Genomic DNA, 18146 nt, shown 5'->3' on the forward strand with positions numbered 1-18146 from the left:
ATCTTCAGACTTTTTCGACTTCGGGCCGGCCGAGCAGGCCGGTCGGCAGGAAGATCAGCACCACGATCAGGATCGAGAACGCCGCGACGTCCTTGTACTCCACGGAAAAATAGGCCGACCAGAACGTCTCGATAAGTCCGATCGCGAGGCCGCCGAGCATCGCACCCGGCAGCGAGCCGATGCCGCCGAGCACCGCCGCCGTGAACGCCTTGATGCCGGCGACGAAGCCCATGAAGAAATCGACCAGGCCGTAATACAGCAGGTACATCATGCCGGCGACGGCAGCGAGCGCCGCGCCGATCACGAAGGTCATCGAGATCGTGCGGTCGACGTCGACGCCGAGCAGTGCCGCCATGGTCTGATCCTGCTCGCAGGCGCGCATGTCGCGGCCGAGCCGCGTGCGGGATACCAGCCAGGTGAACAGCGCCAGTAGAACGATGGTGGTGATGACCACCACGATCTGGATGTTGGAGAGCTGGACGACGAAGCCGCTCGCGCCCTCGTGCAGCGTGTAGCCGCCGGTGATGATCGGCGGCACCGGCTTGACGCGCGCGCCCTGCGACACCTGCGAATAGTTGGTGAGCACGAACGACATGCCGATGGCGGACAGCATGGGCGCCAGGCGGAACGAGTGCCGCAGCGGGCGATAGGCGACGCGTTCGATGGTCCAGCCATAGAGCGCCGTGATGGCCATCGACACCAGCAGCACGATCAGCAGGATCACCGGAACCGCAGTCAGGCCCAGCGATACCAGCACCAGGAAGGAGATCAGCGCGATGAAGCCACCGATCATGAAGATGTCGCCATGGGCGAAATTGATCATGCCGACGATGCCGTAAACCATGGTGTAGCCGATGGCGATCAGGCCGTAGATCGAGCCGAGGACGAGGCCGTTGATGAGCTGTTGCGCGAAATAATCCATGAACTGCCGTGGGTGAGACTGCCGATACCGGTTCGCAACGCGGCGGGGGCCTTGCAGAGCGGGTGCTGGTATGCCTGGAGATGCACCCGCGCCCAAGGCGACGCGTGCGGCAGTACTAACAGCTAGGAACCGGGTGCCGCAACAGCGTGCAGTGCCACAATTGCGGGCTTATCCCGCCTCCTTTGATGGCGCGGTTCCCCCTGCCTTCCTCGGGGCCGGCCGTCGCCATCAAACGAACGCCAGGGAACCCAGCACCGAGCGCCGAAAAGGGGGGGTCTCGCACTGGTTGCGGCGCCGCTATATGCCGCTACCGCTGTCTTCCGGCGGCCCAGGCACTTTCCCCATCAGCTTCGACTGAAGCCGGACCAGGGCGTCGCGCAGCCGCGTCGCCTCGTCGTACCGGGTTTCCCGAGCCAGCAGGCCGGAGAACGGATCTTTCACCATGGTCTCGGCGCCCTGGGCGAGACGGCGCATCGGCGTCGCCACCCATTGCGCGGCGAAATTGAGCAGGACCAGAATCGAGAACACGCCGCCGGCAACATTGAACCAGAACGAGCGCACCAACTGGCGGGTCGGGGCCATCGCGGCAACGGCGTCCTGCCGGACCAGGACGGACCAGCCGAAGCTCGGCAGATCGGCGTAGCCCACGGTGGGGATGGTGACGGTGAAATAGTCCTTGTCGTCGGGCCATCGCTCGATGAGCGCGACCGAGGCCCCGCGGCTTGCGGCCTGCGCCGAGCCGATCGTCAGTTGATTGCCGACGAGATCCGGCGGCCCGAACAGCACGATACTTTCGCGCGACAGCAACACCAGGTCTATGTTGCGCGACGCCAGCGCCGCGACGGATTCGATCACCCATTTCCAATCGACTTGAGCCCCGATGACGCCGCCGGGAGTGCCGTCGCGCATCAGCGGAGCCGACATGGCAATGAAGCGGTACGATCCCGAAGCGGTCTGCGACAACCGGTCTAGCGCCTCCGACTCGTGGGCATCGACAGCCGTCGGCGTCCCGAGACCCTGCCGGAACCAGCGCATGTCGGCCACGCTTCGTCCTTCCAGCATCCGGTCCTTGCTCGCGATCACCTTGCCGCCGGGGTCGGCGATGCCTAGCCAGGCATAGCGCGGCTCGAGCTCGCTCACGAACTGGATCTGTCGGCGCGCCTCGGCGACGTCGGCTGGGTCGATGATCGCGGCGAGCCGCGACACGTCGCTCCACGTGCCGTACATCTGTCGCGCCAGCAGGTTTGTGCTGAGCTCACCGCGGGTCCTCAACTGCTCGATCGCGAGTTCCTCGCCGCGCCGCTGCAGAGACGCCGAATAGAGAATGGCCACGGCCAGCGCCGTCACGAGGATCAGCGTCGCGCCGCCGAGGAACACCGTAGTCTGTAAGCTCCACCGTCGCCTGGTCATCGTGTTCTCCTCAATCGGCCACGGCTCGCGCGAGTTCTTTCAGCATGCGGCCGAGATCGCCGCTGTCGGCGCCCGGCACTCCACTTGCCGTGTGTAGTCGCTCGATGATCTGGGCGCGCTGCTGCGGCGTTACGCCGAATATGAGCCGGTAGCCGTCGTTTGTCGGAGCCGCGACCTTGGTCTGGATTTCGCCGATCAGGGGCAGGGTGAGCGTGCCGGTGGTGCCGGTCGCAAGGCCGACGGGACCGCTGACGCGCGCGCCGCCGGGACCGAGATTGACGATCCAGCCGCGTTGCGCCTTGCCGTCGACCGTCAGGGTTATCGGCTCGACGATCTGACGTTGCGGCCGGTTGTAGCGTGGACGATCGATGCAAACGGCGATCGCCACCGACAGCACCAGAATGTTGTAGACCGTCCAGAACATCACGATGACGACGCCGTCTCCCGCGGTCGCCGTGGTATTGAACACGAAATCGGACGTCAGCGACACGATCAGGCCACCGACCGTCAGCGTCATCAGGATCAGGAAGGGCCGCATCAGCGGCCATTGGACGATGATCTTGGCGCGGTCGCCGCCCTTGGCGGTGACCGAGAATTTGTGTGGGCCGGGGGAGAGAAGGCCGAGAGCGGCGGCACGGAGCACGGGCCATGCTGCGACGATCTGCGAGACATCGTTGACGATCGGAATGAACAGTCCCTTGGACAGCCAGTTCAGCGTGTACATGATCGAGAGATAATATGGGCCATAGTACCGGATGATGTCGGCGATCGAGGCATTCACCACGGTCACGCCGCCCCACCAGTAAAGCAGCGGACAGATCAGCGCGGCGAGGCGGAACGGATAGGTCGACGTCCAGTAGAGCAGCGAGTCGAGCACGCTGAGCCGGTGGAAGACATCGAGACCGTGGGAGCCGAACGGATTGTAGACGTTGCGCGCGATCTGCATGAGGCCGAGGCACCAGCGGCCGCGCTGCACGACGTATTCGGCAAGGCCTTCCGGCGCCAATCCCTCCGACAACGCCTCGTTCAGGTACACGGTCTGGTAGCCGTGTGCAGACAGGCGCAGCGTGAGCAGGAAATCCTCGGTGACGCTTTCGGTCGGGACGCCGCCAATCTCCTCCACGGCGGAGACGCGGAATATCGAGGAGGTCCCGCAGCACATGGCGATGCCCCAGGCGTCGCGCGCCGGCTCGACGTTGTCGAAGAAGTGGCGCTGCTCGTCGGGGTAGGCTGCGCCGATGCCGAGATTGTGCTGGATCGGGTCCGGGTTGAAGAAGTGTTGCGGCGTCTGTACGAGGCCGACAGCCGGGTCGTGAAACAGCGCCATCGTCCGCTCGATGAAGTCGACATGAGGCACGAAGTCGGCGTCGAGAACGGCGACGAAGTCCGGCCGGTCCGCATCCGCCGCGCGCAGCCGCAAGGCATTGTTGATGTTGCCGGCCTTGGCGTGCGACTTGTCGGTACGGGCGACATAGCCGATGCCGTGCTCGGCGCAGTAATTCTGGAGCCAGGCCCGGCTGCCGTCGTCGAGGACGAAAACGCGTAATGCCGCATAAGTGATGGCCTTGGCGCCGACGATGGTTCGCTCCAGGACTTCGAGCTGCTCGTTATAGGTTGTGATGAAGATGTCGACCCGAGGCGGCGGCCTCGGAAGCCACCAGCCGGCATGGCGATCAGCTTCCGTCGTCCGCTCCTTGGTCCGGGTCAGGATCAGGAAGGCGAAGGACGACGACACGACGGTGAGCGCTTCGAGAATGGCGAAGCCCCAGCTGAGGATCCCATCCGGCGTAAGGCCAAGCGGGGCAAGAGTCTCCGTGAAGCGCCAGGCGACATAGCGCCAGGCCAGCAGGATCGAGCCGCTCAGGAGCAGGGCCCGCCAGTACCATTTCCTCGGGTCCAGGAGGGGCAACACCAGGAGGCGCAGTCCGATGACGACTGCAATGACTGCGAACGCGGACAGAAATGGTGACAGCGTCGGCATCAGTAGCCGTACCGGGCGACGAAGCGGCGGAATGCCGCGACCGGTCCGCTGGTGAAGATCACCCGGCCGGTGCGCCCGATGGCGCAGGACAGGTCCGGCTGCTTGGCGAGATCTGGCACCGCCACGGTGACGTCGAAGCGCTGCAAGTGCTGCGGCGTCGGGCCGACGGCGAGATTGGCGTAGAGCTGCGAGGCGCCCGAGCCGCCGAGACGTGTCACCGTTCCATCGAATATCCGGTCGTCGCCGAACAGACGGAACTGCACCGGGACACCGATCGACAGGCTGTCGTAGAGCCTTTCGGGAACGCTCGCGGTCACCACGAGACTGTTGCAGTCCACCAGCTTGACGAGATCCTGACCGCGACGGGCATACTCGCCATCGTCGACGAGGAAGTCCCAAGCCATGCCCGGCACGCGGGCCCTCAGCGTCGCCGAGGTCAGTCGATTGATCCGGACGCGCTCGGCGTTGATCTGCTGCTCGTACTGGAGCTGGCGGGATTGGATCTGCTGCTCGTCCACGGCAAGTTCGGCGAGACGCAGGTCGAGCTCGTGGATGCGCTGCATCGAGAACGGCACGTCATTGTAGGAGTCGCCGATGAAGACCCCCGATTGCGCGGAGCCCAGCTCGGTCTCGAAATAGTTGGTGCGCTGCTTCGCGCTTTCGACATCCTGCTTGGCGATGTCGAGCGACACGCTGGCCTGGTCGAGGCTGGCAATCGTCTGGACCCCGCGTTCCTTCAGCTCGTTGGCCCGCGTGAAGGTGAGATCCGCGAGCTTCAGCCGGGCGGCCGCGGCATCTTCCGCCGCCTTTGCCTCGGCGATGCGTGCCGCGATCTGCCGGACGCGGCCGGTCTTGTAGTTGGCCGACTGGGTCGCGAAGGCGGCCCGGGCCTGCTCGAGCGCCGAACGCTGCGCTGGAACCCGCTTGAGCGCGATCTTCTGCTCGTCACGTTCGCGCTCGAGATTGAGCAGGCGCGTGGTGTCGAATCGGTCATCGACGATCTCGGCCATGAGTTCCCCGGCATTGACCCTGGCGCCGATATTGCTCACCCCCAGCGTCACGCGGCCTTCGATCGGCGCGCGCACGACGTACAGCCGGGCATTGACGGTCGCGTCGCCTGAAGTTCCCGCGAAATGCTCGCCGATCAGGATGTAAAGGCCGCCGGCGAGCAGGAGGATGCCGACGAAGATCCGAGCTACTCTCATGCGGTACTCCCGCTCGGCAGCTGCCTGCCGCATCACCATCCCGCTGTGCGAAACGCAGTGGTGCTCGTGTTAAGATAGTATTTAATTGTCCGGCTACTTTGACGCTAGTCAAGAACACCGATGGGGCGGCACAGAATTGCGAGGCGCCTGGACGATATCAGCGGCTGCCGCCGCGATCGGGCTGCCGGCGCATCGATCGTGCCCCGATGCAGGCGTCGGCGACGGCGGTCTTTCGCCGGAGGAGCCGCATCGCGGGGGGTGAAGACCGAGCGGGCGCAATGTTCGATGCGATGCAGATGTTCGAGGACGCGTCGATGGCCGGAAAGGCCGCTGTCACGCGGATATTCGAGGCCTGACCGGCGAGGTCATCAGCACCGTCTCCACGGCGATTGGACGGTGGACTCTCGCGCCCGTCGCCCCCCTGTTAAGGTAAACGAATGGTTTAAATTGCCGTGCGGGTTTGCCGGGCGTTAGCTCGTCTGGAAATCGGCCGGACGGGCGGTTTGTGGGATGCAAAGGTGGGCGTGACATGATCAAGGATTGCGTGATCAGGAATTGGCGGCTCAGCTGCGTCAACGGTGTGCTGCTGGCGCTCTATTTCGTGCCCGCCTGGACCATCATCGCGTTTCAGATCATGGTTTCGCCGATCCAGGGGTTGTTCGCGCGGCCGAATATCGCGGTGGCGCTGTTCATCAGCGACCATCTGCAGCTGTCGGGCATCGAGACGGTCCGTGCCGCCTGGCTGCTTGCGCTGGCGCGACTGACGGTCGCAGGCTTCTTCGCGATGTTCCTGGTGCTGATCCTGGTTCCGCGGGTGCGAAAGGTGGCCGGCTATGTCGAGGCGCTGTCGATCGGGCTCGGCTTCGGCAGCATGCTCGCCTTCTTCAGCATGATCATGGCCGCCAAAGTCGGGGAGCCCCAGGCGTTGCGTCTGCATGCCACGGAACTCCTGATGCTGCTCGGCACGGCCATCGTCATGCTCGTGGAGAAGCCGTCGACGCAGGCCTCGCCGTCCTCCGCATCCGCTCCGCCGAAGATGATGGAGTCCACGGCGACGCCGTCGCCGCAGCAGGCATGACGCCCCGATCCGTCGCGGTGCATCAGCGCTGGGTCAGAAAGCCCAGCACGGCATCGTTGAACTGGCCTGCCGCTTCGACATTCGAGATGTGCGCGGCATCGACGATGGTCATGCTGGCGCCGGCGATCCGGCTGCGGATCGCTTCCGCCATCGCGATCGGCGTCGACTTGTCGTAGCGGCCGGCCACGACGAGGGTAGGGCTCTTGATGGCCGGCAGATCCTCGCGCAGATCCGAGGCGCGCAGTGCCGCGCAGCAGGCAAGATAGCCCTCGACGGGCGTGGCCACGAGCATCGCCTTCATCCGATCGGCGACATCAGGATTGTGATCGCGAAACTCCTGTGTCAGCCAGCCGGCGATGACGGTGTCGGCGATTCCAGCGAGTCCGCTGTCCTCGACCGCCTTGATGCGGGCGTCCCAGATTGCCGGATCGGGGTAGTAGCAGGTGGTGTTGGCTAGCACGAGCTTGCCGACGCGTTCAGGGGCATGGGCGGCGAGCCACTGCCCGACCATGCCGCCCATAGACACGCCGCACCAGTGCACCTTCTCGATGTTGAGGTCATCGAGAATCGCCAGCGCATCGCGGCCGAATCGCTCGATCGAGTAGGGCCCGGGCGGCACTTGCGATTTGCCATGACCGCGCCGGTCATAGCGGATCACGCGGAACACCTGAGTGAAGGCGCGCATCTGCGGCTCCCACATCTGCAGGGTCGAGCCGAGCGAGTTCGACAGCATCAGGGTCGGCCCGCCGTCGCGGCCCTCGACGGTGACATTCAACAGACAGCCGTCGGCATCGATCATCGGCATGGGCGGAATCCTTGTCGCAGGCGGTCGCGCCGCCGGAGGAATCGTGCAGATTTGATGGCGAACTAAGCACCGCCGCCGCCGTCTGCCAATCAAAACCCGACGGCGGCGAGGTCCGGAATGCTGCGGTGCTCCGGCTTTTCTGCAACGCTTCCGGGCGCTGCCCGCCCTTCCTTTTGGGCGTTCGGTGCTTTACTTGAATGCCTCTAACCGCGCCAATCGGGGGGAGATGCACATGGCAATGACGATGACGGGCGAGGTCCAGCTGGCCGCTTCGCGAGAGCAGGTCTGGGACAAGCTGAATGATCCGGAGGTGCTCAAGACCTGCATTCCCGGCTGCGAGGAGCTGGAGAGGACCGAGGATGGCGGCCTCCGCGCCGTCGCCAAGATGAAGGTCGGACCGGTCTCCGCGCGCTTCAAGGGCAAGGTGACCTTGAGCGATCTCGATCCGCCGAACGGCTACAAGATCTCAGGCGAAGGCGAGGGCGGTGTCGCCGGATTCGCCAAGGGTGGCGCGGTCGTCGCGCTGGCGGACAAGGACGGCGGCACGCTGCTGACCTACAATGTCGAAGCGCAGATCGGTGGCAAGCTGGCGCAGCTCGGCCAGCGGCTGATCAACGGCACCGCCAAGAAACTCGCCGACGAGTTCTTCGCCAACTTCGCCAAGGCGGTTCAAGGCTGATCGCAACCGACCCATGCGCGGCCGGGGGCGAGGTTGCCCGCCGCCGGGAGCGCCCATATGATGGTTTTCGACTGATTTTGCTGGGCTGCGCTGCAGTGCAACGCTGTGGCGCGGATAATAGAGAGTCCTGAATGGCCAAGATTTCCATGATTGTGAACGGTAATCCCGTCACGGCGAACGTCGATCCGCGGACGCTGCTGGTGCAGTTCCTGCGCGAGAATCTGCGCCTCACCGGCACCCATGTCGGCTGCGACACGTCGCAATGCGGCGCCTGCGTCGTCCATCTGGATGGCAAGGCGGTCAAGTCCTGCACGACCTTGGCCGTCATGGCCGATGGTCATGAGGTCAGGACGATCGAGGGGCTCGCCGCCGACGGCGCGCCGCTGCATCCGATGCAGGAAGCGTTTCGCGAGCACCATGGCCTGCAATGCGGCTTCTGCACGCCCGGCATGATCATGACCGCGGTCGATCTCGTCCATCGCAAGGGACATGAGCTCAGCGAAGAGACCATCCGCGAGGAGCTGGAGGGCAATCTCTGCCGCTGCACCGGCTATCAGAACATCGTGCAATCGATCGCCGCCGGCGCCAAGGCGATGGCCAAATCGGACCTCGCCTAAACGTCTGACCTCGCCTTAGTCCGCCCGCTGCGCACAGGACATTTCCCCATGTACGAATTCAAATATCATCGGCCGGCGACCGTGCGCCAGGCCGCCAATCTCCTCACCAAGAACGAAGACGCCAAGCTGGTCGCCGGCGGCCACACGCTGGTGCCGGTCATGAAGCAGCGGCTCGCAAGCCCCCCGCATCTGGTCGATCTCTCCCATGTCGAGGGGCTCGATACGATCGAGGTGAAGGGCCGCAACCTCGTGATCGGCGCGATGGCGCGTCACGCCGACGTCGCCAACTCCGCCACTGTCGGCGAGGCGATTCCTGCGCTGGCACATCTGGCGAGCCTGATCGGCGATCCCGCGGTGCGCCATCGCGGCACCATCGGCGGCTCGATCGCCAACAACGATCCGACCGCGGACTATCCGGCGGCATGCCTCGCGCTCGGCGCCACCATCGTCACCAACAAGCGCAAGCTGAAGGCCGAGGAGTTCTTCCTCGGGCTGTTCACGACCGCGCTGGAGCCCGACGAAATCATCACCAAGGTGAGCTTTCCGCTGGCGAAGAAGGCGGCCTATGTGAAGTTCCGCAACCAGGCCTCGCGCTACGCGCTGGTCGGCGTGTTCGTCGCGCGCCGTCCGTCGGACGTGCGGGTCGCAGTGACCGGCGCCGGCGGCAACGGCGTGTTCCGCGTCCCCGCCTTCGAGGAGGCGCTGCAGAAGCGGTTCTCGCCGAAAGTGCTGGAGGGCATTCCGGTCTCGGCGGAAGGCCTCAACAGCGACATTCACGGCAGCGCCGAATATCGTGCCCATCTGATCGGCGTGCTGGCGCGCCGTGCGGTCGATGCGGCCAATACCGGCGCCAAGGCCTCAACCGCGTCGGAGGGAGCCGCCGAACCCGAGGCTCCGGCTTCGTGACGGACGCGTGAAGAAGGAAGCGGTCTCGCCCATGAGTGCTCCGGCCCTGCCAGCATCGGTCGACGCGATGCTCGAATTGTTGTCCTCGCGCGGCTATCTGGCCGAGCGATCGCTGGCGACGGTAACCTATCTGTCGCTGCGCATGGGCCGGCCGCTGTTCCTCGAAGGCGAGGCCGGCGTCGGCAAGACCGAGATCGCCAAGGTCCTGTCGGCGGCGCTCGGCCGCAAGCTGATTCGGCTGCAATGCTACGAGGGTCTCGACGTCGCCTCCGCCGTCTACGAATGGAACTCTGCGGCGCAGATGATCGCGATCCGGCTGGCGGAAGCGGGCGGCGAGGTCGACCGCGATCAATTGACGTCGGACATCTTCGCCGACCGCTACCTGATCAAGCGCCCGCTGTTGCAGGCGCTGGAGCCGGATGTTGCCGGCGCGCCGGTTCTGCTCATTGACGAGCTCGACCGCGCGGACGAGGCGTTCGAGGCCTATCTCCTCGAGATCCTCTCCGACTTCCAGGTCACGATCCCCGAGTTCGGCACTGTCAAGGCGCCGCATCCGCCGATCGTCATCATCACCTCGAACCGGACCCGCGAGATCCATGACGCGCTGAAGCGGCGCTGCCTGTATCACTGGGTCGATTATCCCTCCGCCGAGCGCGAGCTCGCCATCGTCAAGACCCGGCTGCCCGGCATCTCGCAGCGGCTGTCGCATCAGATCGTGCGCTTCGTCCAAGCGCTGCGCGACCAGGATTTCTACAAGTCGCCGGGGGTCGCCGAGACCCTCGACTGGGCGACCGCACTGACCGAGCTCGATGCGCGCTCGCTGAACGCCGAGGTCGTCGGCGACACGCTGGGTGCGCTGTTGAAGTACCAGGACGACATCGCCCGCATGCAGGGTGATGCGTTGAACAAGGTGATCAAAGACGCGACCAGCGAGACGTAGTTCACGCTGGTGCCTCTAACAAAGGTCGTCATTCCGGGATGCGTGCGCAGCACGCAGGCCCGGAATCCATAACCACGATCGTGAGTATGGATTCCGGGCTCGCCCTTCCGGCGCCCCGGAATCACGATCTCAAGTTGAGGTGTGTCTGGAATGACGAGGGGATAGAGCCATGCCCACCAGCATCAATCACCTCGCGCCGCCGACCGGCGGCATCGCCGACAACATCGCTGGCTTTGCGCGGGCGCTGCGCGCCGCGGGCCTGCCCGTCGGGCCCGGCGCCGTCATCGATGCCATGACCGCGCTCGAGGCCATCGACATCGGCAAGCGGCCGGATGTCTTCACCACGCTCGAATCGATCTTCGTCAAGCGCCACGAGCACGCGCTGATCTTCGCCCAGGCCTTCGACCTGTTCTTCCGTCCCGCCGAGGAATGGAAGTCGATGCTCGATTCGGTGCCGCTGCCGGACCACGCCAAGAAGAAGCCGCCGCCGGCCTCGCGCCGGGTCCAGGAGGCGATGTCGCAGCCGCAGATGCATGAGGAGCCGCAGGCGCAGGAGCAGGACCTGCGGCTCTCGGTGTCCGACCGCGAGGTGCTGCAGAAGAAGGACTTTGCGCAGATGAGCGCGGCGGAGATCGCCGACGTCACCAGGGCGATCGCCAAGATGCGGCTGCCGCAGGCCGAGCTGAAGACGCGCCGCCACACCACCGATCCGCGCGGCCACCGCATCGACATGCGCAAGACCCTGCGCCAGGCGCTGCGCACCGAGGGCGAGATCATCAATTTCCATCGCCTGGGGCGGATCGAGAAGCCGGCGCCGATCGTGGCGCTGCTCGACATCTCCGGGTCGATGAGCGAGTACACCCGCCTGTTCCTGCATTTCCTCCACGCCATCACCGATGCGCGCAAGCGGGTCTCGGTGTTCCTGTTCGGCACGAGGCTGACCAACGTGACGCGGGCGCTGCGCCAGCGCGATCCCGACGAGGCGCTGGCGAGCTGCTCGGCGAATGTCGAGGACTGGGCCGGCGGCACCAGGATCGCCACCTCGCTGCAGACCTTCAACAAGCAGTGGGCGCGGCGCGTGCTCGGGCAGGGCGCCATCGTGCTCTTGATCTCCGACGGGCTGGAGCGCGAGGCCGACAGCAAGCTCGCCTTCGAGATGGACCGGCTGCACCGCTCCTGCCGGCGGCTGATCTGGCTCAACCCGCTGCTGCGCTATTCCGGCTTCGAGGCGAAGGCGCAGGGCATCAAAACCATGCTGCCCCACGTTGACGAATTCCGCCCGGTGCATAACTTGACCTCGATCGAGACGCTGATCTCGGCGCTGTCGTCGCCGCTGCCGCCGCATCAGCGCAGCGCGATCCGGCCCGCCGCCTGAGAGGGAGATGACCATGCTCAATCGCGACGAAGACATCCTCAGGGCCGCCGAGGACTGGCACAAATCCGGTCACGGCGTGGCGCTCGCCACCGTGGTCGAAACCTGGGGCTCGGCCCCGCGCCCGGTCGGCTCCAACCTCGTGATCAACGACGAGGGCACCTTCCTGGGCTCGGTGTCCGGCGGCTGCGTCGAGGGCGCGGTCGTCACCGAGGCGCTGGACGTGATCTCCAGCGGCCAGCCGAAGATGCTTGAGTTCGGCGTCGCCGACGAGACCGCCTGGAACGTCGGGCTGTCCTGCGGCGGCACCATCCGCGTGTTCGTCGAGAAAGTGGGCTGACCGATGCAACTTGCAACGCTGGCAGAACTGAACGCCGAGCGTGCCGCGCGTCGCCCGGCCATTCTCGTCACCGACGTCGCGTCCGGCGCGCAGCGCCTGGTCAAGGCCGCCGCCATCGCGACTGACCCGCTGCGCAACGAGCTGTCGACGCATCTGCGCATGGGCAAGAGCGGCATGGTCGAGGTGGACGGGAAGCGGCTGTTCCTCAACGTCTACGCCCCGACGGCCAGGCTCGTGATCATCGGCGCCGTCCATATCAGCCAGGCGTTGGCGCCGATCGCCAAGTCGCTGGGCTATGACGTCACCGTCGTCGATCCGCGCACGGCCTTCGCCAGCCCCGAACGCTTCCCCGACGTGCCGCTGATCGCGGAATGGCCCGACGTGGCGCTGCCGCCGCTCAACGTCGATCACTACACGGCCTTCGTCGCGCTGACGCATGATCCCAAGATCGACGATCCGGCGCTGCTGCACGCGTTCTCGCGCGACTGCTTCTACATCGGCGCGCTCGGCTCGCGGAAGACGCATGCCAAGCGTCATGATCGGCTACGGGCGCAGGGCGCCAGCGACGCCGACATCGCCCGCATCCATGCGCCGATCGGGCTCGCCATCGGCGCGGTGTCGCCGTCGGAGATCGCGGTCTCGATCATGGCCCAGATCACCGCCACGTTGCGGCTGCCGGCCAAGGAGAAAGAGCAGGCGGCATGAAGTTCGGTCCTGCCAGTCCGGCCGATGCGATCGGCGGGGTGACGGTGCACACCCTGCGCAAGGGATCATTGGTGCTGAAGAAGGGCACGCTGATCGGTCCCGCGGAGGTCGAGGCGCTGGCCCGGGAAGAGGTCAAGGAGATCGTCGTCGTCCGGCTCGAGGCCGGCGACGTCTCTGAGGACGAGGCGGCCGCCGATGTCGCCAAGGTCGTCGCCGGCGCGGGCATTCACGTCGATCGCGCCTTCACCGGGCGCGCCAATCTGTTCGCGGCGCAGCCCGGCGTGCTGATGATCGACCGCGCCGCGGTCGAGCGCATCAACGGCGTCGACGAGGCCATCACCTTTGCGACCCTGCCGGCGTTCAAGCCGGTGGTCGAAGGCGAGATGGTCGGCACCGTCAAGCTGATCCCGTTCGGCGTCGAAGGCCGCCTGCGCGATGCCGCCGTCGCTGCGGCGGGCAGGGGCGCGCTCAGCATCGCCTCCTATGTGATCAAGCGCGTCGGCGTGGTCTCGACGCTTCTTCCTGGGCTCGCGCCCAAGGTCATCGACAAGACGCTGCGCGTCACCGCAGAGCGGCTCGCACCGGCCGGCGCCACCATCATCGCCGAGCGCCGCGTGCCGCATGAGCAGGCCGCGCTGGCGGCTGCGATCAGGGAGCTGCTGGCGCTGGGCGCCGAGCTCGTCATCGTGTTCGGCGCGTCCGCGATCGCCGACCGCCGCGACGTCATTCCCGCCGCGATCACCGGCATCGGCGGGGCCATCGAGCATTTCGGCATGCCGGTCGATCCCGGCAATCTGCTCTTGATCGGCAATGCCGGCGGTGTGCCGGTGCTCGGCGCGCCCGGTTGCGCCCGCTCGCCGGCCGAGAACGGTTTCGACTGGGTGCTGATGCGGCTGCTCGCCGGCATCAAGGTCACCCGCGCCGAGCTGACCGCGATGGGCGTCGGCGGCCTGCTGATGGAAATCGTGACGCGGCCGCAGCCGCGTGCCAAGCCGGAGGCCGAGGGCGAACGCAAGGTCGCCGCGGTCGTGCTTGCCGCCGGACGCTCGACCCGGATGGGGGGGCCGAACAAGCTGCTGGCCGAGCTGGACGGCAAGAAGCTGGTGCGGATCGTGACCGAGCAGGCGTTGGCCTCCAAGGCTTGTGAGGTCATCGTCGTCACCGGTCATCAGGCCGAGCTGGTCGAACAGGCGCTGTCCGACCTGAAGGTCCGCTTCGTCCGCAATCCCGATTTCGCCGGCGGCCTCGCCAGCTCGGTGAAATCAGGCATTGCCGCGGTGCCTGAGGGCGTCGATGGCGCGGTCGTGTGCCTCGGCGACATGCCGATGGTTTCCTCGGATCTGCTCGACCGTCTGATCGCCGCGTTCGCGCCCGATCGCGGCAATTTGATCGTGGTGCCCGTGTCCGAAGGACGCCGCGGCAACCCCGTGCTGTGGTCGCGCCGCTTCTTCGCCGAGCTGATGACGCTGGACGGCGACGTCGGCGCGCGGCACCTGATCGCCAAGCACACCGAGGCCGTCGCCGAGGTGCCGGTCGATGGTGACAGTGCGTTTCTCGACATCGACACGCCGCAGGCGCTGGAAGCCGCGCGGCGTGGCTGAGCCCACGTAGCCCGCCCTCAACCTCCCATTCACCAAGTCTCAACGACCCCCGGCTAGATTTGCCGACATTGGGCCTCGGGGGAGGAGAGAGTGATCATTTCGACCGCTGCGCGCCGTGTCGCGCTGTTTGCATTTGGACTGACCGTGATCGTTGCTGCCGCGCGCATCGCGAGCACCAGCGCCATCAGCCCGGCCCACGCCGCCGGCGCCTTCGCCATGGGCCAGTGCGCCGCCTACGGCCAGGCGTTCGACTATCCGGCGGAGCATCTCGCCAAGGCCGCCGCGCTCAAGCAGTGCAAGGGCGACTGCACCGCGGTGACGATGAAGAAGGCCTGCGCCGCGTTCGCGGTCGATCTCACCAATCCCTGCGGCGCCCACGGCTATGCTGTTCGGCCGACGATCTCGACCTCGCTCAACGAGGCGACCCGGGAATGCTACAAATATGGCGGCAAGGAATGCGTCATCCGCGCCTGGGTCTGCGACGCCAAGGGGTGATTGGAGTCTGATGATCGCAGCGGCTCGGCTGGAGTTCCACGTCCGCTTTCATTTCGATGCTTCATCCCGAGAACGGCTCGGCTATTCTCGGCGTTCGATGACATCGAACCCTGGAAGTGACATGCAATTCGACACCAAGATCGCGCTGATCATCCGCAACGATCTCGAGGCCTGGCAGAAGCTCAACGTCGCGGCGTTTCTTTCCAGCGGCATCGCGGCCGCATTTCCCGAATGCATTGGCGCACCTTATGAGGACGGCTCGGCAACCCTGTATCACGCGTTGATCGGGCAGCCGATCCTGATCTACGGCGCGCCGGATCGTGCCGCGCTGGCGCGTGCTCTGGATCGGGCGCTGTCGCGCAGCGTGAAGCCTGCGCTCTACACCGAGGACATGTTCAAGACCACGCATGACGAGGCCAACCGCGATGCCGTGAAGGCGGTGGCGCGCACCGATCTCAATCTGGTGGGACTGGCGTTTCGTGCCGAGCGCAAGGTGGTCGACAAGGTCGTCGACGGACTCAAATTTCACGCCTGACAGAAACGGGCGCATTGCGCTGTCATCAAACTGTTACTTCATGCGGCGGCGCGGCTTGACGCCGATCAAGACCGGACGACTCCGACGTCGTTAGTTTGCGCCGCGACATGAGGAGCAGACAGATGCAGACCATGAAAGCCGCCGTCGTCAAAGCCTTTGGCAAGCCGCTGGTCATCGAGGACGTTCCAATTCCTGCGCCGGGACCCGGCGAGATTCTGGTCAGGGTGAAGGCCTGCGGCGTCTGCCACACCGATCTTCACGCCGCCTCCGGCGATTGGCCGGTGAAGCCGGTGCCGCCGTTCATCCCGGGTCACGAGGCGGCCGGCATCGTCGCGGCGCTCGGGCCAGGGGTCACCGACTTCAAGGTCGGCGACGCCGTGGGCGTGGCTTGGCTGCACGATGCCTGCCTGCGCTGCGAGTATTGCGAGACCGGCTGGGAGACACTGTGCGAGCACCAGCACAACACCGGCTACAGCGTGAATGGCGGCTTTGCCGAATACGTGATCGCGTCCGCGGCGTTCGCCGCGCGTCTGCCGGCCAATGTGGACTTCGCCAGGATCGCCCCGATCCTCTGCGCCGGCGTCACCACCTACAAGGGCTTGAAGGAGACCGACACGCGGCCCGGCGAGTGGGTGGTGGTCTCCGGCGTCGGTGGCCTCGGTCATGTCGCCATCCAGTACGCGAAGGCGATGGGGCTGAAGGCGATCGGTCTCGATATCGCCGATGACAAGCTGAAACTCGCGCTGGAGGCGGGCGCCGAACATGCCGTCAACGCGCTCGACAAGGATGCCGTGGAGCAGGTGATCCGGATCACCGGCGGCGGCGCTCATGGCGTGCTGGTCACCGCGGTGTCGACGCCGGCTTTTGCCCAGGCGCTGCACATGGTCCGCCGCAAGGGCACGGTCAGCCTTGTCGGCTTGCCGCCGGGCGAATTCCCGACGCCGATCTTCGATGTCGTGCTGAAGCGCATCACCGTGCGCGGCTCGATCGTCGGCACCAGGCGTGACCTCGACGAAGCCATTGCGTTTGCCGCGGACGGCAAGGTGACGGCCGAGGTGACCACGGCGCCGTTGTCGGAGATCAACACCGTCTTCGACCGCATGAAGGCCGGCAAGATCGACGGTCGCGTGGTGCTCGACTTCGGCTGATCAGCATGACCGATTGGTGCGCCGCCGCGCCGAACACTTCGCGGCGGTTTGATCTGGATCAGGAAGGGGGACGCGCGGCGCTGGCACAAATTGTTCATGGCAGCCGTCACCAAGATCGTCTTCCTCGGCGCGAGCAGCGCGTCCTTCGGACTCAGCGTTTTCCGAGACCTGTTCTCGACGCATGATCTCGCCGGTTCGACGCTCGTGCTGATCGGCCGCGATCCGGTCCGGCTTGCCCGGTCGGAAGCACTCGCCCGGCTGCTCAACGACCTCTCCGGCGCCGGCCTCAAGATCGAGGCGACCACGGATTGGCGCGCGGCGCTCGACGGCGCCGGCTTCGTGATCCATGCCACCGCGATCGACCGCAACCGCCTGTGGAAGCTCGATTTCGAGGTGCCGCGCAAATACGGCATCCGACACACGCTGGGTGAGAATGGCGGGCCTGGTGGATTGTTCTTCACGCTCCGTACCCTGCCGGTCGTCTTCGACTTCGTGCGCGAGATGGAGCGGCGCTGTCCGGACGCGCTGTTCATCAACTTCTCCAATCCCGAGAGCCGCATCATCCTCGCGCTCGGGCTTCACAGCCGCGTCGCGCATATCGGCCTGTGCCATGGCATCTTCATCGCGCGCAGCCAGGTGGCCTCCATTCTGGGACTCGCCGAGGAGCGCGTGGACGTGTGGGGCGCCGGGCTCAATCATTTCCAATGCCTCGTGCAGATCCGGGATCGCGACACCGGGGCCGATCTCTATCCACTGCTTCGCGAAAAGGCCGGGAGCCACGACCCCAAGGTCGCGCCGCTGACGCGGGCGCTGTTGCGCGACTTCGGCTTCTGGCTGGGCTGCGGCGACAGCCATGTCGGCGAGTATCTCGCGTATGGCTGGGAAGCGGGCGAGAGCGGGTACGACTTTGCGTGGGACGAGGCGGAGCGGGCCAAGCTGATCCGGCAGATCGACGAGGTCCTGGCGGGCAAAGCCGGCATGCCGGACTGGTGGCGAATGCCATCCGGAGAGCGCGCGGTCACCGTGATCGGTTCGGTGCTGCACGATCGCAAGCAGGTCATCGAGTCCGGCGTCGTTCTGAACCGTCACGTCATTCCCAACCTGGCTGCCGAGGCCGCTGTCGAAGTGCCCGTTGTCGCGGATCGCGTCGGCATCCATCCGGTTTCGCTGGGCCCGCTTCCAGATGCCGTCGCCAAGCTGATGTCGGTCCAGGTTCAGGTTCAGCAACTGGCGGTGCAGGCGGCCATGACGGCGTCCAAGGATCTCGCCTTGCAGGCGCTCCTCATCGATCCCGTCGTCAACTCGGCCGCCGCCGCGCGCCAGATCGTGGACGAGCTTTGGGAGATCAATCGGCCTTACATCAGGTCCTGCGCGTGATCGCGCTGACTTCGTCTGATGAGGGGCCGC

The 18146-nt window shown here is 65.9% G+C and carries 18 protein-coding genes; 13 read left to right on the forward strand and 5 right to left on the reverse strand.

Going from position 1 to position 18146, the window contains the following annotated elements:
* Positions 1 to 4 precede the first annotated feature (4 nt).
* The 4 genes from QX010_RS00090 to QX010_RS00105 all read right to left on the reverse strand — a co-directional run bounded on the left by QX010_RS00090 (position 5) and on the right by QX010_RS00105 (position 5518).
* On the reverse strand, positions 5 to 922 hold the full coding sequence (locus QX010_RS00090; RefSeq protein WP_315801143.1) for an ABC transporter permease subunit: 918 nt from the start codon (positions 920 to 922) through the stop codon (positions 5 to 7).
* 297 nt (positions 923 to 1219) lie between these two features.
* Positions 1220 to 2332, reverse strand: coding sequence for a hypothetical protein (locus tag QX010_RS00095; protein ID WP_316176893.1), 1113 nt, complete (start codon positions 2330 to 2332; stop codon positions 1220 to 1222).
* Between the two features lie 10 nt (positions 2333 to 2342).
* A complete protein-coding gene (locus QX010_RS00100; RefSeq protein ID WP_316176895.1) occupies positions 2343 to 4313 on the reverse strand; it encodes a glycosyltransferase in 1971 nt (656 codons plus the stop codon).
* On the reverse strand, positions 4313 to 5518 hold the full coding sequence (locus QX010_RS00105; protein WP_315801140.1) for an HlyD family secretion protein: 1206 nt from the start codon (positions 5516 to 5518) through the stop codon (positions 4313 to 4315). The genes QX010_RS00100 and QX010_RS00105 overlap by 1 nt, the downstream gene beginning before the upstream one ends.
* Positions 5519 to 6047: 529 nt before the next feature.
* Here QX010_RS00105 and QX010_RS00110 point away from each other — a divergent pair.
* Positions 6048 to 6596 (forward strand): hypothetical protein, encoded by a 549-nt coding sequence (locus QX010_RS00110; protein ID WP_315801138.1) that lies wholly within the window; start codon positions 6048 to 6050, stop codon positions 6594 to 6596.
* 22 nt (positions 6597 to 6618) lie between these two features.
* Here the strand turns inward: QX010_RS00110 and pcaD are convergent, their stop codons facing one another.
* The gene (gene pcaD, locus QX010_RS00115; RefSeq protein WP_316176898.1) at positions 6619 to 7401 is read right to left on the reverse strand and encodes a 3-oxoadipate enol-lactonase; all 783 of its coding nucleotides are present in this window, start codon (positions 7399 to 7401) and stop codon (positions 6619 to 6621) included.
* 232 nt (positions 7402 to 7633) lie between these two features.
* Here pcaD and QX010_RS00120 point away from each other — a divergent pair, with 232 nt between their 5' ends.
* The 12 genes from QX010_RS00120 to QX010_RS00175 all read left to right on the forward strand — a co-directional run bounded on the left by QX010_RS00120 (position 7634) and on the right by QX010_RS00175 (position 18116).
* Positions 7634 to 8080 (forward strand): carbon monoxide dehydrogenase subunit G, encoded by a 447-nt coding sequence (locus tag QX010_RS00120; RefSeq protein WP_315801136.1) that lies wholly within the window; start codon positions 7634 to 7636, stop codon positions 8078 to 8080.
* Positions 8081 to 8211: 131 nt separating this feature from the next.
* A complete protein-coding gene (locus tag QX010_RS00125; RefSeq protein ID WP_006612357.1) occupies positions 8212 to 8697 on the forward strand; it encodes a (2Fe-2S)-binding protein in 486 nt (161 codons plus the stop codon).
* A gap of 48 nt (positions 8698 to 8745) precedes the next feature.
* Positions 8746 to 9603, forward strand: a complete 858-nt coding sequence (locus QX010_RS00130) for a xanthine dehydrogenase family protein subunit M (RefSeq protein WP_316176900.1) — start codon at positions 8746 to 8748, stop codon at positions 9601 to 9603.
* A gap of 31 nt (positions 9604 to 9634) precedes the next feature.
* Entirely contained in the window at positions 9635 to 10543 is a 909-nt protein-coding gene (locus tag QX010_RS00135) for a MoxR family ATPase (protein WP_316176902.1), read from the forward strand.
* A gap of 169 nt (positions 10544 to 10712) precedes the next feature.
* The gene (locus tag QX010_RS00140) at positions 10713 to 11918 is read left to right on the forward strand and encodes a VWA domain-containing protein (RefSeq protein WP_316176904.1); all 1206 of its coding nucleotides are present in this window, start codon (positions 10713 to 10715) and stop codon (positions 11916 to 11918) included.
* A 13-nt stretch (positions 11919 to 11931) separates the two neighbouring features.
* Positions 11932 to 12255, forward strand: coding sequence for an XdhC family protein (locus tag QX010_RS00145; RefSeq protein ID WP_315750017.1), 324 nt, complete (start codon positions 11932 to 11934; stop codon positions 12253 to 12255).
* 3 nt (positions 12256 to 12258) lie between these two features.
* Positions 12259 to 12960, forward strand: a complete 702-nt coding sequence (locus QX010_RS00150) for an XdhC family protein (RefSeq protein ID WP_316176906.1) — start codon at positions 12259 to 12261, stop codon at positions 12958 to 12960.
* On the forward strand, positions 12957 to 14561 hold the full coding sequence (locus QX010_RS00155; RefSeq protein ID WP_316176908.1) for a molybdopterin-binding/glycosyltransferase family 2 protein: 1605 nt from the start codon (positions 12957 to 12959) through the stop codon (positions 14559 to 14561). The genes QX010_RS00150 and QX010_RS00155 overlap by 4 nt, the downstream gene beginning before the upstream one ends.
* 90 nt (positions 14562 to 14651) lie before the next feature.
* On the forward strand, positions 14652 to 15056 hold the full coding sequence (locus QX010_RS00160; protein ID WP_316176910.1) for a DUF4189 domain-containing protein: 405 nt from the start codon (positions 14652 to 14654) through the stop codon (positions 15054 to 15056).
* 121 nt (positions 15057 to 15177) lie between these two features.
* The gene (locus QX010_RS00165) at positions 15178 to 15591 is read left to right on the forward strand and encodes a DUF2000 family protein (RefSeq protein ID WP_315759242.1); all 414 of its coding nucleotides are present in this window, start codon (positions 15178 to 15180) and stop codon (positions 15589 to 15591) included.
* Positions 15592 to 15713: 122 nt separating this feature from the next.
* Positions 15714 to 16739 carry an alcohol dehydrogenase AdhP gene (gene adhP / locus QX010_RS00170; RefSeq protein ID WP_315801129.1) on the forward strand — a complete coding sequence of 342 codons (1026 nt, stop codon included), beginning with the start codon at positions 15714 to 15716 and terminating at the stop codon, positions 16737 to 16739.
* A gap of 96 nt (positions 16740 to 16835) precedes the next feature.
* Positions 16836 to 18116, forward strand: coding sequence for an alpha-glucosidase/alpha-galactosidase (locus tag QX010_RS00175; RefSeq protein WP_315801128.1), 1281 nt, complete (start codon positions 16836 to 16838; stop codon positions 18114 to 18116).
* Positions 18117 to 18146 lie beyond the last annotated feature (30 nt).

This window comes from Bradyrhizobium sp. SZCCHNRI1009 (assembly GCF_032487575.1).
GTDB lineage: Bacteria > Pseudomonadota > Alphaproteobacteria > Rhizobiales > Xanthobacteraceae > Bradyrhizobium.